The organism is Halobacteriovorax sp. HFRX-2_2 (assembly GCF_043196705.1).
In the GTDB taxonomy this organism is placed as follows: domain Bacteria; phylum Bdellovibrionota; class Bacteriovoracia; order Bacteriovoracales; family Bacteriovoracaceae; genus Halobacteriovorax_A.
Genome location: NZ_JBEBMT010000001.1, coordinates 869189 through 882809 on the forward strand (window position 1 = coordinate 869189; position 13621 = coordinate 882809).

18 protein-coding genes are annotated in these 13621 nt (G+C 37.6%); 12 read left to right on the forward strand and 6 right to left on the reverse strand.

The genetic code is table 11. From position 1 onward, the window contains the following. Positions 1–15: 15 nt before the first annotated feature. From ABMA79_RS04150 to ABMA79_RS04165, 4 genes are all read left to right on the forward strand, one after another. On the forward strand, positions 16–528 hold the full coding sequence (locus ABMA79_RS04150) for a DUF4149 domain-containing protein (RefSeq protein ID WP_392856050.1): 513 nt from the start codon (positions 16–18) through the stop codon (positions 526–528). Further along, entirely contained in the window at positions 525–1511 is a 987-nt protein-coding gene (gene rfaD, locus ABMA79_RS04155; RefSeq protein ID WP_393090534.1) for an ADP-glyceromanno-heptose 6-epimerase, read from the forward strand. Before ABMA79_RS04150 ends, rfaD begins: the two co-directional genes overlap by 4 nt. Next, on the forward strand, positions 1495–1923 hold the full coding sequence (locus ABMA79_RS04160; RefSeq protein ID WP_392856046.1) for a FliG C-terminal domain-containing protein: 429 nt from the start codon (positions 1495–1497) through the stop codon (positions 1921–1923). Before rfaD ends, ABMA79_RS04160 begins: the two co-directional genes overlap by 17 nt. 256 nt (positions 1924–2179) lie before the next feature. Then, positions 2180–2683: a TraR/DksA family transcriptional regulator gene (locus ABMA79_RS04165; RefSeq protein WP_392856043.1), complete on the forward strand. Its 504-nt coding sequence runs from the start codon at positions 2180–2182 to the stop codon at positions 2681–2683. A gap of 70 nt (positions 2684–2753) precedes the next feature. Here the strand turns inward: ABMA79_RS04165 and ABMA79_RS04170 are convergent, their stop codons facing one another. From ABMA79_RS04170 to htpG, 3 genes are all read right to left on the reverse strand, one after another. Next, entirely contained in the window at positions 2754–3146 is a 393-nt protein-coding gene (locus ABMA79_RS04170) for a hypothetical protein (protein WP_392856041.1), read from the reverse strand. A 14-nt stretch (positions 3147–3160) separates the two neighbouring features. Further along, on the reverse strand, positions 3161–3589 hold the full coding sequence (locus ABMA79_RS04175) for a hypothetical protein (RefSeq protein ID WP_392856038.1): 429 nt from the start codon (positions 3587–3589) through the stop codon (positions 3161–3163). A gap of 166 nt (positions 3590–3755) precedes the next feature. Further along, positions 3756–5678: a molecular chaperone HtpG gene (gene htpG, locus ABMA79_RS04180; protein ID WP_393090536.1), complete on the reverse strand. Its 1923-nt coding sequence runs from the start codon at positions 5676–5678 to the stop codon at positions 3756–3758. Positions 5679–5845: 167 nt separating this feature from the next. On the opposite strand from htpG, the gene ABMA79_RS04185 reads away from it, so the two are divergent. The 6 genes from ABMA79_RS04185 to ABMA79_RS04210 all read left to right on the forward strand — a co-directional run bounded on the left by ABMA79_RS04185 (position 5846) and on the right by ABMA79_RS04210 (position 10673). Next, positions 5846–6379: an asparaginase domain-containing protein gene (locus ABMA79_RS04185; RefSeq protein WP_392856029.1), complete on the forward strand. Its 534-nt coding sequence runs from the start codon at positions 5846–5848 to the stop codon at positions 6377–6379. 17 nt (positions 6380–6396) lie between these two features. Continuing rightward, the gene (locus tag ABMA79_RS04190) at positions 6397–7065 is read left to right on the forward strand and encodes a hypothetical protein (RefSeq protein ID WP_392856026.1); all 669 of its coding nucleotides are present in this window, start codon (positions 6397–6399) and stop codon (positions 7063–7065) included. Between the two features lie 188 nt (positions 7066–7253). Then, positions 7254–9134: a hypothetical protein gene (locus ABMA79_RS04195; RefSeq protein ID WP_392856024.1), complete on the forward strand. Its 1881-nt coding sequence runs from the start codon at positions 7254–7256 to the stop codon at positions 9132–9134. Between the two features lie 88 nt (positions 9135–9222). Continuing rightward, complete coding sequence (gene mce / locus ABMA79_RS04200) at positions 9223–9633, forward strand: methylmalonyl-CoA epimerase (RefSeq protein ID WP_392856021.1); 411 nt, start codon at positions 9223–9225, stop codon at positions 9631–9633. Between the two features lie 9 nt (positions 9634–9642). Next, entirely contained in the window at positions 9643–10386 is a 744-nt protein-coding gene (locus ABMA79_RS04205; RefSeq protein ID WP_393090539.1) for a rhomboid family intramembrane serine protease, read from the forward strand. A 110-nt stretch (positions 10387–10496) separates the two neighbouring features. Further along, the gene (locus tag ABMA79_RS04210) at positions 10497–10673 is read left to right on the forward strand and encodes a hypothetical protein (protein ID WP_392856018.1); all 177 of its coding nucleotides are present in this window, start codon (positions 10497–10499) and stop codon (positions 10671–10673) included. A gap of 58 nt (positions 10674–10731) precedes the next feature. On the opposite strand, the gene ABMA79_RS04215 is transcribed toward ABMA79_RS04210, so the two are convergent. Continuing rightward, on the reverse strand, positions 10732–11634 hold the full coding sequence (locus ABMA79_RS04215) for a LysR family transcriptional regulator (RefSeq protein ID WP_393090542.1): 903 nt from the start codon (positions 11632–11634) through the stop codon (positions 10732–10734). A 158-nt stretch (positions 11635–11792) separates the two neighbouring features. Between ABMA79_RS04215 and ABMA79_RS04220 the strand changes: the two genes are divergently transcribed. Next, positions 11793–12215, forward strand: a complete 423-nt coding sequence (locus tag ABMA79_RS04220) for a hypothetical protein (RefSeq protein ID WP_392856013.1) — start codon at positions 11793–11795, stop codon at positions 12213–12215. An 89-nt stretch (positions 12216–12304) separates the two neighbouring features. Here the strand turns inward: ABMA79_RS04220 and ABMA79_RS04225 are convergent, their stop codons facing one another. Continuing rightward, positions 12305–12583 carry a hypothetical protein gene (locus ABMA79_RS04225; protein WP_392907747.1) on the reverse strand — a complete coding sequence of 93 codons (279 nt, stop codon included), beginning with the start codon at positions 12581–12583 and terminating at the stop codon, positions 12305–12307. 164 nt (positions 12584–12747) lie between these two features. Then, complete coding sequence (fliL, locus tag ABMA79_RS04230) at positions 12748–13218, reverse strand: flagellar basal body-associated protein FliL (protein ID WP_392856008.1); 471 nt, start codon at positions 13216–13218, stop codon at positions 12748–12750. Between the two features lie 161 nt (positions 13219–13379). Between fliL and ABMA79_RS04235 the strand changes: the two genes are divergently transcribed. Further along, entirely contained in the window at positions 13380–13520 is a 141-nt protein-coding gene (locus tag ABMA79_RS04235; protein WP_392856006.1) for a hypothetical protein, read from the forward strand. The last annotated feature ends 101 nt before the right edge of the window (positions 13521–13621 follow it).

Genomic DNA, 13621 nt, shown 5'->3' on the forward strand with positions numbered 1-13621 from the left:
CGGTATGATTTCTTTATGAAATCACTACTAAAGAAACACGTATTATTAAGTTTAATTTTTGGCGTCTGCCTTTCATGGTTTTTTGCAACTGTCTTCATCGACTTCATTGCAGCTCCTAGTATCTTTCGAAATGTTAGCTCTTTAAAAGAAGCAGGAACTCTAGGTGGGATCATCTTCACTTCATTTAATATCATTGAAATGATCTTTGCTGTGCTACTTATCATCGCTACATTTCTCTATAAGAAAAAAGGTAAGGCATCTGTTGTTATGAAGTTCATCGCTGTAACAACTCTTGTTCTTGCTATCGTGTATACGACTAAGCTTTCTCCTGGGATTCGTGACTCTCAGATTGCAAAATCAAACTATGCTCATACTGATGAAGAGTATCAAGTCTTTGAAGATAAACTAAGAGGTTATCATAAGCTCTATGTTCGCCTCGATAGCTATAAGCTTCTGGCCCTTTTAACAATGTGTGGGGTCTCGCTAACAAGTCTAATGCGTTTAGAAAGCAAAGAAGGTGAGGCGTGATTCTAGTAACTGGTGGCGCTGGTTTTATTGGAAGCGTTCTCGTTGCAAAGCTTAATGAGCTTGGACGTGATGATATTATTATCGTTGATCGCTTTGATCACAATGAGAAGTGGAAGAACTTAAAAGGCGTAAAGTACGCCGAGTATTTTCATGCTGATGAGTTCATCGATATTCAATTAGAGGAAGTCCATAAGCAAATCTCTTGCATCTATCATATGGGGGCCTGTTCATCGACAACTGAAATGGATATGGACTATTTAATGACTAATAATGTTGGTCATTCAAAATTCTATTTTGACTTGGCCTGTGATTTAAATATCCCTTATCTCTATGCTTCTTCTGCTGCTACCTATGGTGATGGTGAGCTTGGCTATGAAGATAAAGAAGAGGATGTTGGAAAACTTCGTCCACTAAATCCTTATGGATATTCAAAACAATTATTTGATGAGTGGGTTCTAAATCAAACTGATCGTCCAAAGCATTGGTTTGGATTAAAATTCTTCAACGTCTATGGGCCTAACGAGTACCACAAAGAAGAAATGCGCTCTCTTGTTCATAAGGCCTTTGAACAAATCAATGAAGTAGGCAAGGTAAAACTCTTTAAGTCTCATAAAGAAGGTTATGAGGATGGAAAGCAGCTTCGCGATTTCGTCTATGTTAAGGATGTGGTCAATGCGATGATTGAATTATCTGAGAAGGAGATGGCCAAGCACTCAGGTATTTACAATATCGGAACTGGACGAGCAGACAGTTTCCTTAATCTAGTTAATCAAACATTCATTGCTATGGGACGAGAGCCTAATGTCGAATTCATCGATATGCCAATGCATCTACGTAATCAATACCAATACTACACGCAAGCAGATATGGATAAGTTTAGAAAGGTTCTTCCAAACTTTGAGTTTCGTATTGTTGATGAGGGTGTTGCCGACTATGTTAAGAATCACCTGATGAAGGGGAATCCATATGTCGAAAAACTCTAAAGAGTCTGGATTTGAAGCAATTCTTGAGGCCATCTCTTTAATGAATAAGGAAGAGAAGGAAACCTTAATTTCAAATATTACGAAAATGGATTTTGATTTAGCGGATAAGTTACGTGCAAGTATGTACCGCTTAAAAGATCTACAATTTATTACACCACAAATGATGAGTGAGTTCTTAAGGGAAGTTAAAACGCAAACCTTAGCTAATGCGTTGAAGCTTGAAAAAGAAGAGGATCGTAATGGGATTCTTGCAAAGCTTCCTAAGAGTATTCGTGAAGATATTCTTTTTTTTATCCAGAAAAAAGTTCCAAAGTCTCAGGCCCTAGAGGCCCATCAGGAAGTTATGCTAATCTATTCAAAGATGATTGATGATGAACGTCTGATTATCTCGCGAGACGATAAGCTTGTATAAAATCTTGTAAACTCAACGAAAATTGAGGACTGGTGCGTTCTGACAGTGCCAATACTGGCCTTAAAAAGTCAGTCTGGCACCAAAATCCCCCCTTGCACCACCTAATTCCATAAAATTTATCCGAATAGCCGACTAAAAAGTTGGCACGGGCATTGCTTTATAAATAGCAGAGAAAGGAATCTCTCTAAAGTTATCAGGAAGAAGACTTTAGGTATGACGTGAAGGACTACTAATTTTTAGATTGAATGGAGATACTATGAACAATGAACAAAAAGAACATTTCAAAAACTTATTCATTAATCTTAAAAATCAGCTGGTCAGTGCAACAGGAAGTGTCGAGCAAGTACTAACTAACCAGACCAGTGGTGACATTATCGACCAAACTTCAAATGAAAGAGATGCTCAACTAAAACTTAAGCTCATGGGAAGAGACAAATTCCTACTGAACAAAGTTAATCGTGCTCTTGAAAAAATCGCAAGCGGTACTTTCGGAGAGTGTGAAGAGTGTGGAGATGAAATCTCAATCAAAAGACTTCATGCAAGACCAATCGCAACTTGTTGCATCTCTTGTAAAGAAGAGCTTGAAAGAGAAGAGAATTCGCGTACATATGAAAAGCGATCTCATACAAATGGAAATGCAATGAGCGCACATAATAAGAACGTAGCTTTTAAGCATGCCGATGGAATGGATGAAAATACAAATGTTGTCTCAATCGAAACTTTCGCAAGAAGCTTTGATGAGAAGAATGCAGCATTTTAAAAGATAACTTTAAGCAAAGGATAGATATAAAAAAGGCCAGTTTAAAACTGGCCTTTTTTTATTTGAAAAATTATTTTGTTAGAACTACATAAAGAAGAATATCTGCTTCTTCATTAGTTAATTCATCTCCAGAAGAAATCTCACCAGCTTCTTCTAGCTCGTATCTAATAAGATCTCTAATTGAATCAAGAGTATCTTGATCTTCTCTTTCAATCGCTCTTTCTACTTCTTCACGATTTAGATTATTAATTGCTCTTGCCGTAACTTGTAGGGAAGAAACACTTGCTGCAAATGAAATTTGAAATCCTAGAGTTGCGACCATCTCAGTATATAAACCAGCTGCATAAACCCAACCAGTTGTGATCATTGAACTAGTGTCTAAGCTATCTCTAGTCGTTTCAATGGCATTGGCCGAGTTAGTAATTGTTAATGCCATTAAAATTGTTAAAGTAAGTTTTTTCATATTGTCCCTCAAATTTATTCTTCAGATTCGTTTGGTATATAAAGTGCTACGTTGATAAGTTGATCAACATCTTCATCAGATAGCTGATCAAGGCTTTCAATTTGTCCGCCCGCTTTTAAATCTTCTCTTACCATCTCTCTTAGAGAGTCGATAATATCGATATCGCGTCTTTCAATAGCACGCTCAATTTCTTCTCTGTTGTAAATTCCTAGAGATTCTTGTGTCATCTGAACTGCCTCAGATGGATTAAATACTGCAAGTGAAGCTAGAAATGTTGCATGAGTTACTGATCCTACTGCTTGGATTGCTAGTCCGATTGGGGCCACTGTGAAAGCTGTCGCAACAGATGTTGATGGCATATCTTCATTCATTAGACTTGGCATTGCTTGCACATTACCTGCAAACGTTACTAAAGCAGCAGCTGTAAGAAGTATTCTCTTCATAAATTCGTCCTCTCTTGATATTTCACCTAGATCTTTTATATGGCGCAAATATAAACGAAAAGACTGTGGAAGGGGTAAGTTTTGAAAATTATATAGAGGTACACGCCACCTTTTCATGATTAAAGCTCTTAACGTCTTAAAATCACGAAAAGGTGGCGCGTACTATTTAATTGATATGATTAGATAATTCGCTAATAAGGTCTTGAGAACGTTTTACGAATACATCTCTTTCTTCTGGCTTAAGCCCTTCGCTAGAGATTCCAGCTAGGTCTTCAACGTGCTGACAAAGCTTCTTTGCTAGGTCTTCATTCTTACCCGTTGAATGGATTTTGAATGCACTTTGAACCAGTGGGTTAGAAGTATTTACTACAAGAGTTTTCTTGATAGGGAATTGGTGATCACCACCCATTGACTGAGTCATTTGAGCAAAACGCTTCATTGACTCATCAACTTTGAAGTATGCAGGTGTTTGAGCGTTGGCCATGCGACCAATTTCAAGGCCTTTGCTTGCCGGTGCTTCACCTTCTTTTTCTTCAAGTTTGATATCGAGGAATTTTGCAAACATCTCTTTAACTTTTATATCGTCTTCAGACGTTGATTCATTTCCTAGAAGGTTTTCAATTTCTGAGTCAACACTTACAAATTTGATTTCAACTTCTTCTTCACCTTTTTTGAATTTCTTCATCTCTGAGTGTTGAATAAAGTGTGGATCAATATGGTTGTCTGTTTCAAGCGCCCAAATTCCAGCTTCTTTAAGTTGAGCTAGAAGTGATTGGTTGGCAGCATCCTTTTCAAAGTATAGGATTTTTCCTGCCATCTTCTCTGTATACTCTGCTGGTACTGATTCAAGGTATTCGTTAAGTGTAACGAATTTTCCTTCGTTCGTTTTGAAGAGGGCGCGCTCGCGCATGATTGCATCAAATTTTTCATCTGATACACAGCCGTATTTTACGAATAGGCCAATATCATTCCAGATGCTCTCATACTTTGCTCTATCTTTCTTGTTAAGAAGCTTAAGTGCTTCTGCAACTTTTTTCACAATATAGTTTGAGATCTTTCTTACGTTTGGATCACCTTGTAGAGAAGAGCGTGAAACATTTAGTGGAATATCATGTGAGTCAATTGCACCTTTTAGAAGTCCTAAGAATTCAGGAATAATATTCTTTACGTTATCAGATACAAATACCTGACGGCAGTAGAGGCGAATATTCTTATCACCAACTGGCTTCATTGGATTGTACTTAGGGAAGAAGAGAATACCATTTAAAGTAAATGGGTGATCAACATTTAGGTGAATCCAAAATAATGGTTCGCCGTCCATTGGAAATAGCTTGCGATAAAGACCTTTGTAATCTTCATCTGTTAATTCTTTTGGATCACGTTTCCAAATTGGGTTAGTGTCATTAATGATAATTGGTGCAACATCCTTACCCTTATCATCACCATCTTGGATCTTCTCATTTACATCGCGAAGAGAAATTTCGTATGGCATGAAATCACAGTGATTAGAAAGAGTTTCATTAAGTTTCCACTTGTTTAGAAATTCTTCTGATTCACCATTTACGTGAAGAGTGATTGTTGTCCCAACTTCTTTCTTATCTGAGTCTGTAAAAGTGTATTCTGTGTCTCCTTCACAAGTCCACTTTGTGGCCTTTGAACCTTCTGTCATTGAAAGTGAGTCAACTTCAACTTTGTCTGCGACCATAAAAGCAGAGTAGAAGCCAAGTCCGAATTTCCCGATGATATCCTTATTTGATTCACCGCCAGCATCTTCCATCTTTTTGATAAACTCTTCTGCTCCAGAGAAGGCAAGTTGAGCGATATACTTTTCAACCTCTTCTTCAGTCATCCCAATCCCGTTATCTGTTACGGTAATTGTCTTTGCTTCTTTATCAACGGTCACTGAGATTTTTCCAGTAGGGTTCTCTGCTCCTGTTTGGCGAGCTAGAGTTGATCTCTTCGTGATAGCATCACTTCCATTGGCAATTAGCTCGCGGATGAAAATATCATGCTCTGAGTAAAGCCATTTCTTAATAATTGGAAAAATGTCACTTGTAGCAACGGAAATCTGTCCTGTGCGATTAGTCATCGATACTCCTTCATATATAATCAAGTAGATAATTGTCTTATGCTTCAAAGATGGGAGCTAAAGTGTCTACGTCAAGGGTGGAGAGTAAAAAATTTACTTAAATTCTTAAAATCATTGAAAAAATTAGGTATAAGATAGGAATTCATAATTTATAGAGAGGAAAGCACATGGAAAACCATGTTCAAGATATACAATTAATTTCAACAGGTGGAACAATCGAGAAGTCGTATAGTGAAAGTGACGGCTCTTTAAAGAATCGCGACTCTTTTATTCGCCAGACTATTATTGACCGCTTAAGGCTTCCATACACTAAGCTGCATATTACAAATATCATCAATAAAGACTCTCTGTACTTTACAGACTATGACCGTCAGGTGCTGCTAAAGACAATTAAGGCACAGTTGGAGAAAAATATTCCACTTATCGTTCTTCACGGAACTGATACCATGGCAAAGTCTGCTAAATTTGTTTACGACGCTCTAGACGGTGCAAAGGACCTTCAGGTGCCGATTATTTTTACTGGGGCGATGAAGCCTATGGGTTTTGTTGATAGCGATGCCTTTCAAAATGTTACAGAAAGTCTATATGCTGCTAAAATAGCAGATGCAGGTATTTATATTTCTTTTCACGGTCAATTATTTAAGGTTCCGGGTGTGAGAAAGAATCATGCGAAACGAACTTTTGAGTATATTGAAGACTAGATCAAAGGGGGATGCAAATGGATATGCATCATGAAGAGGAAACAATTGAAGTAAGTAAGGACTTTTCTTTTATTGATTCAATGTATGAATCAGTAAGTGCAATGAAGGGGAACCTTGCTCACTATCTACCACTATTTTTTCTATCATTTGCGATTAAGGCCTACGGCCTTGCATATTTTAATGCCCAAGATGATATGACAGTTATTACTGTCGCCGCAGTAAATGTCTTTGGGACAATTATTCAGTCAGTCTTTATTTTAAATTTCTTTTTCTTTGCTTTTGAGAAGTTACAATATCGAGTTTCAAAAGTTCTCTGGGATATTCCAACGTATATGTTCTATGGCTTTTTAACATCTCTTTTAATGATATTAGGGGTGGCCTTCTTTATTATTCCATTTTTCTACGTGGCCTACTTCTATAGTTTCGTGGCCATGACGGCGATTCTCTTTGATAAAGAAGGGGAGTCTAATTTTGCCATTACAAAGAAGAAAGTCTCAACACTTGGGGGAACATACCTCTTTTATCTGGTGATGGTCTTCATTATTTCTGGGATCTCTCAGGTCGTTACAAATTATGCTCCTGGAGCAGGAATTACTATTGAATTAATCTACGTAATTTGTCTGTTACTGACTCTTATCCAAGATGTCCTAACAGGGGTTATTGTTTCTTTATTTAGAAAGGCCTAATTCTTTCCACAAACACTCAAAATTGCACATATTTAAGGCAGCTGATTTACGATCTAATTCGTAAATTCAGCTCCTTAGCGCTTCATCGGCATATTTTTCAAGTTCAGGGTTAATATTTACTTAGGGTTAACTTAATTTTCGCTCAATTCGATAAGTGGAGTGAAGATTATTAACTTAAGGCCTAATAAATGATGAAGAATGTCTTAGTCTACCTATTCACACTTTCACTTTTTGTTTCTTGTATGGAGCAGCCTCGCTCTGTGCGCGATATTGTGGATAATCCATCTGAAGGTGTTGGAAGCGGTGATAATGGGAATGGCGGTTCATCAGGAGGGAATAATGCTACAGACGGCGATAATGAAGTCGTAACAAGTATTCCTGAATCGACGGCCGTTGAAATCACACAAATCATTGATCCAAATACAGGGTCTTTTAAAAAGAAAGTATCGATCCCTAAAGACTTTAGAGGAAAGCTTCACTTAACAGGTTTAAATATTTCCTCACTAAAGAATCGTGTTGTTAAAGGACGTTTCTACTTTGGCCGTGAGAGAACTCCAATTGTTCTAGACGGAGTTGTTGGACAAGTTCCAGGATCTGGTATTACTGAGTTTTCAACAATTAACGTTATCACATTTGATTTAGCAGATAAGAAGTTTAACGATATCAGACTTCTTTATGATCTATTTGACTACAATGATTATGACAATGATACGGCCGAAGATATTGAAGGTGATGCAACAAATGCAGGTCTTTACTGTCGTGGCCTTCGTTTAGAAGATGATCCAACTTTTACATCTTCAATTAGTCACCCATACTGTAATCAAGCAGGGGATGTATGTCTTTACTCTTATGCAAAGATTAAAGATCAAACTCTTTGGTATGACGAAATTGTTAATGCAGAAACTGTTTCAAAAACAAATACTCCTGTCTTTGAGCAAATTGATATTGAAGGTAATCTTCTTGCAAATGAATCATTAGAAACAAATCTTTATAAGTGTCTTCCTGATAAGAAAGATTCGGCGATGTTTCAAAGCCTCTTTGGTGTAAATCACCCAGCGGCCGTAGGAACAGCTCTGGCCCTAGGTGGTGGAGCCTATGATTACCGAGGTCCATATCGTATTCACAACGAAGACGAATGGGAAATTAAAGGGGCAGCAGTTTATCAGTCGGGAACGACTCCAAGTGCAATCTTTAAAGCGCCACTAGCTGGTGCGGCAGACTTTACAAATATTGCATCAGGTACTCAGGCATACCTTTTCCCACGTGCAGGTAAGATTAATTATCAAACAACTGGAATTCAATACCTAGGTTCTCAATCACCATTTGCAAACCGTTCGGTTCAAACATTAAATGCGGCCGGTGATACGTACTATATGGATGGTTGTAATATTAGAGCTAAGAATTATAACGCCTCTACGGGGGAGACCGTTTCAAGTTGTAATGTTACTGGAACAATTGAACTGTTTACAATGGAAGATGGTTTTGAAGTTCAGATTGCAGAAACGAAAGAAATTAAATTACAACTTCTAAAGACTGGTCTTGGTGCTAAAGAGGGTTACGACTTCAATTCACTTAAGTCATGTAGTGCAAATCGTGAATGTGGATCAGGAGAGTGTTGTTTTAATAATCGCTGTTTTTCTCGCTCAATTGTAGGGCAGTGTAGTGATGATTTTGATTCATCTGGAAACCTTCCAACTGGAAATAGTTGTGGTTCAGACTTTGACTGTGCTTCACTTTGTTGTGATGGAACGACAAATACATGTCGTGATCATATTAATAATGACTTTGAACAAGTTCTTTGTTCAAAAGTTCCAAACCAGAGTTGTGTCTCGAAAGAGTTCTGTCGTATCGAATACGTTAGACAGTGTTACCTCATTCGCGTCAACGACCCGAATAACGCTCTTTCTTGTGAGAAGAGATGTTACTCTGTTCCAACTTTTGGCGATTGTGTAAATGGTCTTTGTAAGCCACCAATTACACCTCAAGAGCCAGCGACTCCAACGACGCCTGCAGATTGTTCAGGTGAGGATGTTCTGGATTCACCGCCATTTAACTTGAGTGACCTGTAGCGATCGTTTGTATCCTTATACGGTTGCTCAAGCCTGCGGACTTTTCTATAATGCTTAAGAACTATTAAGTAAGAAAAGTGGAGAAATCATGTTTAATAAAGATTGTTTCCTAGATCATATTGCGATCGCAGTTGAGAATCTAGATAATGCCGAAAAAATTTATCGTGACTTAGGTTTAGAATTTAACCACCGAGAAGTGGTTGAAGATCAACAAGTGACGACTTCTTTTGCTCATATTGATGAAAATGCTCATGTTGAATTACTTGAACCTATTAACGGTCAGGGACCAATTGCCAAGTATCTTGAGAAAAAAGGTCCAGGGATTCACCATATGTGTTATCGCGTTCCAGATGTTGCAAAAAAGTCACAAGAGCTTAGGGACTTAGGTTATAATCTTCTCTATGAAGCGCCACGCAAGGGAGCGAATAATTGTTTAGTGAACTTTATTCACCCTAAATCAACTGGTGGAGTTCTCATCGAGATTGCTCAAAAAATGTAAGGAGAAAGAATGCAAAATATTTATCTGCCGCCATTAACAAAGGTAAACAAGTATCTCATCGGGATCATTGTCGCATCCTTTGTCATTAGCGCAGTCTTTGCACAATTTCTAAATATTTCTCTTGTTAATATTTTAGGCCTTAATGTTTCGGCACTTAAGGCCGGCCTGATTTATAAGATGGTAACTTATCCATTTGTGAATACTGGCCTTTTCAATGTCGTCTTCACAGGACTTCTCTTTTGGTTTCTTGGAAGTGATCTTGAGGCACGCTGGGGAGCAAGAAGATACGTTCAGTATATTATCATTGCTGTTCTCGTTAATGCTTTTGCTTACACACTTTTTGCACTCTTTATGGGTGGGGCAACGATTAATTATCCATTCCATGGAATGGCATTCTTATCATCTGCAATGTGTGTGAGTTATGCTTGTATTTATCCGGATCGTATTTTTCAATTCTTTATGATCATTCCGGTTAAGGCCAAGTACTTCTGTTTAATTCTGGCAGGGATGAATGTGTACCAAGGCTTCTTCACTCCAGGTGGAGCACAGGCTTTTGCAAATATTGCTTCAATGATCTTTGGTGCTGTATTTGTCTTAGGTTTTAGGGCCCTTGGAAATTATGTTCGCAACCAAGGCTCTCGCATTGCTCCTAAGCAAGGTGGAAAGAAGGCAAGTAAGAAAAAGAAGAGTCATCTGCGCTTAGTAGATGATGAGGAGCGTCCAAACCCGGATGAGCCTAGGTTTTGGCAGTAAGCTTTTTAAGTCCCTGATATTTTTAGGGGTTTCCAAAGCAAATAACACATGATATAAAGCTACATTATTATAAATATATCAATCGTTAATTTTTTAAATAAGGAAATTCAATGAGACTTTCAAGAGCGTTACAAGAGAAAATTTTAGACCTAAGATTAAGAGATAAGCTTATCGCTGAAGGTAAAGTAACTAAGGCTCAGGTTGAAGAATACCTAAATGGATTAAATGACGAAGAGTCAAATGTTACGACAACTGACGAGTCAACAGCTCCAGGAATGAAGCAATAATTCAGAATAAAATTTTTTATATAAAGGCCGCTTTCTAAGCGGCTTTTTTTTGTCCTTTTTAAATATTTTCAGTCAGAAATTCAAATAAACTAGAGGCCACTGGCCCAAGCTTTCTAGCGTTTAAGTAGGCGAGGTTTAGCTCGTTTACCATATGATCTTTTGTTCCCTTAAAAAGCATCAGTCTTGATTTATTATCAGAGCGCTCAATAACGTGCAGAGGTAAAACAGAGATACCTACACCGGCAAGAGTAAGGCGCAATACCCCTTGAACGTCCATTAACTGGGCCTTTGGTTGTTTGTGGAAGTTCTTATTTAAGTGGTACTTAAACCAACTGGTGATAACGGGTGAGCCTTCAAGGTATGCAATGAAGTCCAGTTCATCGGCCTTTTTTAATTTTGTCGTCTCATTTAACTGGTGCTCGCTTGCGTATTCTTTTGAACAGCAAAGAATAAGCCTTTCACTTGATAAGTTCTTAGTTGCAATCTGTTTTGGAAAGTTGAAACTATCAGTAATAGCAAAGTCTAATCCGCCATTTAAAAGAAGCTGACTTTGTCTTGCAGCGTGGTCGTAGTTAATTTGTAGTGACACTTCAGGGTGTAGCTTTAGCCATTGGGCGATTATAGGCAAGAGCCTGTTATTACCAAACTCAATTGGCATTCCAATATGAAGTGTTCCTTTAAGCGCATTCTTTTTGGCCGAAACTTCCCCGAGGGCCTTTTCTAGATTTTCAAGAATCTGGCGACACTCGCGGTAAAGCCAGTGGGCCTGCTCTGTTGGGAGAACCTTCTTATTGATTCGGTCAAAGAGTGAGATTTGCAGTAGCCCTTCAAGGGATTTGATGTGCTGAGAGACTCCTGGCTGGGTCATGGCAAGGTTTTTTGCGGTCTGAGACATATTCATCGTTTCATAAACTTCGATGAATACACGTAGAGTAGGAATAGAAATATAGTCTATATTCATAATTTCAATACCTTAGCTTGGTTCTATAGGTTCAAGTATAACATATAATTATGGATAATGATTATTATATATAATTTCTACTAATTTATTCTTTGTTCTATAACTCCTTTCACAAGATAAGACTTTGAATTTTTAAAAAATGTTTAGGGAGAAGGATTATGAGTAAATTAGTTTCAATTATTTTTCTTGCAGTATTAGCAATGAATGTAAGTGCAAAAGAAATTATTCTTAATGGTGATCTACTTGATTCTCAATCATTTAGAGGAAGAATCTTCAAAGTTATTATCACTGAGCAAAATGAAGAAATTGAATTAGTTAATGAGTACTTTGAAACTCAAAGCTGTGAAGATGGACAATTTGCTCTTAAGCAAGAAGGACTAGGTAAGTACAAGCTTGAGGCCGTTCTTAACTGTAAGAACTGGGTTGATGAGCCAAGACAACTTAACGTATGTCCAGAAATTTTCGCTCCTGTTTGTGGTGCCATCAGTGGTATCGACGGAGATGCATTTATTAGCTTTCCAAATTCGTGTGAATTATATCGTGCAAAGGCCATTTATGTAAATGAAGGCCGTTGCGAGTAATTTTAAAAATTTCCTTTTTTTAAAATTCCCATGTGTTGTTGTCTTAAGGCCCGCTTCCCTCGCGGGCCTTATAACATTCTGGTTCTAATCTACATATTAATAAACATCCTTCTTAATTTATTCCCATTACTATAGCGCGAATCCTTTGAATGACTCCCTTTGAGTGCAAAGTGTTTTTGATGGTAATTTTGCTTTCGTTTGCGTTTTCCTTTTTTGTATCGACGAGTTTTCTTTCTTAGTTTTTGCTTACGCTCAGCTAAGTCGTACTCAGTAGAAATACTTTCCGTATTTTTTCTTCGTGTATCAAAACGAGCTTCAAATGCAGGAAGCCCTAGTCCTAGATAGAATAGTAGTAAGTAAGATCGCATGGAGACCTCTCAATTTAAAATTGTGTAAATGGAAGAATGAATTTTAAATGTGAGAAGTGTTCACGATAATCACCTCGGGTTAATTGATTGAAATAAAGGAATGGATTTCTAAGTGATTATAGATTCATGATTTCTAAACTATAGCATAGATTTGAGTATCGTGGTTATTGAACAACGAATTTTGAATAAAATACTTCTTTAACAACTTTTTTCTTCGCTAAGTAGTTGATACGCTTTTTAATTCGCCCTTCAAAGATTAGCTTTCCTGAAAGTGAGTTAAGCTCGTCTGGCTCAATTGATGCAGCAACATCAATAATAATATCGTAAATTTGAGGTCTGATTGGATCAAGCAGCTGCGAGTCTTCCTCACTGAAAAGAACGAGGTTTATTTGAACATCGAGAAATCTAAGACGGCGAGTTGCTGAGTCTAGGTTTACAGTAATTTTATCCAAGACGTAAGTTGTCGGGAAGTTGATTTGCTTGAAGTCATCTTTGAGTGCTTGCATTTCTGTCGCACTATTTGGCAGCTCTTTCTTGTAGATAATATTGGTGTAAACGAAGACACCAACTGTGGCCAACGTCGTCAGTAGCAAGAGTGCAATAATAATTTGATCAAGTAATTTTCTTCCTGTCATAATACTATAATATCATAGTTATTTTGGTGATTTAACTCGCTTGTCGCTAGGTAGAAAATACTTTTTTATGAGTGTTATATTCCGAGTGGAGCACTCGGTCTATGCACTCGCTATAAAATTTGTATAAAATACTTTGCCTGTGATTATTTATGGAGGATGAAATGGGTAAATCTAATAAGAATAAACGCAATAAGAAGTATGTAACAAACCGCAAAGAAGTGAAGAGAAGTTCTGCAATGAATACTTGGATTCTTCTGGCAGTGACGGCAATTGGTGCATCTGTCGTTATTTACTTATCATAAGTAATTTTAGTGTTTAACAAAATATTCAGTACTTGATGCGCAGCTAATGCATGCGCATCGCTTCATTTGACCATAAATTTTGTGATTATGGTTCAAGTTTG

Excerpts from the sequence above, each read along its gene's own strand:
- ABMA79_RS04165 (WP_392856043.1), top strand. The coding sequence starts at position 2,180 with ATGAACAATGAACAAAAAGAACATTTCAAAAACTTATTCATTAATCTT.
- ABMA79_RS04225 (WP_392907747.1), bottom strand. The coding sequence starts at position 12,583 with ATGCGATCTTACTTACTACTATTCTATCTAGGACTAGGGCTTCCTGCA.
- fliL (WP_392856008.1), bottom strand. The coding sequence starts at position 13,218 with ATGACAGGAAGAAAATTACTTGATCAAATTATTATTGCACTCTTGCTA.
- ABMA79_RS04160 (WP_392856046.1), top strand. The coding sequence starts at position 1,495 with ATGTCGAAAAACTCTAAAGAGTCTGGATTTGAAGCAATTCTTGAGGCC.
- ABMA79_RS04190 (WP_392856026.1), top strand. The coding sequence starts at position 6,397 with ATGGATATGCATCATGAAGAGGAAACAATTGAAGTAAGTAAGGACTTT.
- ABMA79_RS04170 (WP_392856041.1), bottom strand. The coding sequence starts at position 3,146 with ATGAAAAAACTTACTTTAACAATTTTAATGGCATTAACAATTACTAAC.
- mce (WP_392856021.1), top strand. The coding sequence starts at position 9,223 with ATGTTTAATAAAGATTGTTTCCTAGATCATATTGCGATCGCAGTTGAG.
- ABMA79_RS04235 (WP_392856006.1), top strand. The coding sequence starts at position 13,380 with ATGGGTAAATCTAATAAGAATAAACGCAATAAGAAGTATGTAACAAAC.
- ABMA79_RS04195 (WP_392856024.1), top strand. The coding sequence starts at position 7,254 with ATGATGAAGAATGTCTTAGTCTACCTATTCACACTTTCACTTTTTGTT.
- htpG (WP_393090536.1), bottom strand. The coding sequence starts at position 5,678 with ATGACTAATCGCACAGGACAGATTTCCGTTGCTACAAGTGACATTTTT.
- ABMA79_RS04210 (WP_392856018.1), top strand. The coding sequence starts at position 10,497 with ATGAGACTTTCAAGAGCGTTACAAGAGAAAATTTTAGACCTAAGATTA.
- ABMA79_RS04185 (WP_392856029.1), top strand. The coding sequence starts at position 5,846 with ATGGAAAACCATGTTCAAGATATACAATTAATTTCAACAGGTGGAACA.
- ABMA79_RS04220 (WP_392856013.1), top strand. The coding sequence starts at position 11,793 with ATGAGTAAATTAGTTTCAATTATTTTTCTTGCAGTATTAGCAATGAAT.
- ABMA79_RS04215 (WP_393090542.1), bottom strand. The coding sequence starts at position 11,634 with ATGAATATAGACTATATTTCTATTCCTACTCTACGTGTATTCATCGAA.
- ABMA79_RS04175 (WP_392856038.1), bottom strand. The coding sequence starts at position 3,589 with ATGAAGAGAATACTTCTTACAGCTGCTGCTTTAGTAACGTTTGCAGGT.
- ABMA79_RS04205 (WP_393090539.1), top strand. The coding sequence starts at position 9,643 with ATGCAAAATATTTATCTGCCGCCATTAACAAAGGTAAACAAGTATCTC.
- ABMA79_RS04150 (WP_392856050.1), top strand. The coding sequence starts at position 16 with ATGAAATCACTACTAAAGAAACACGTATTATTAAGTTTAATTTTTGGC.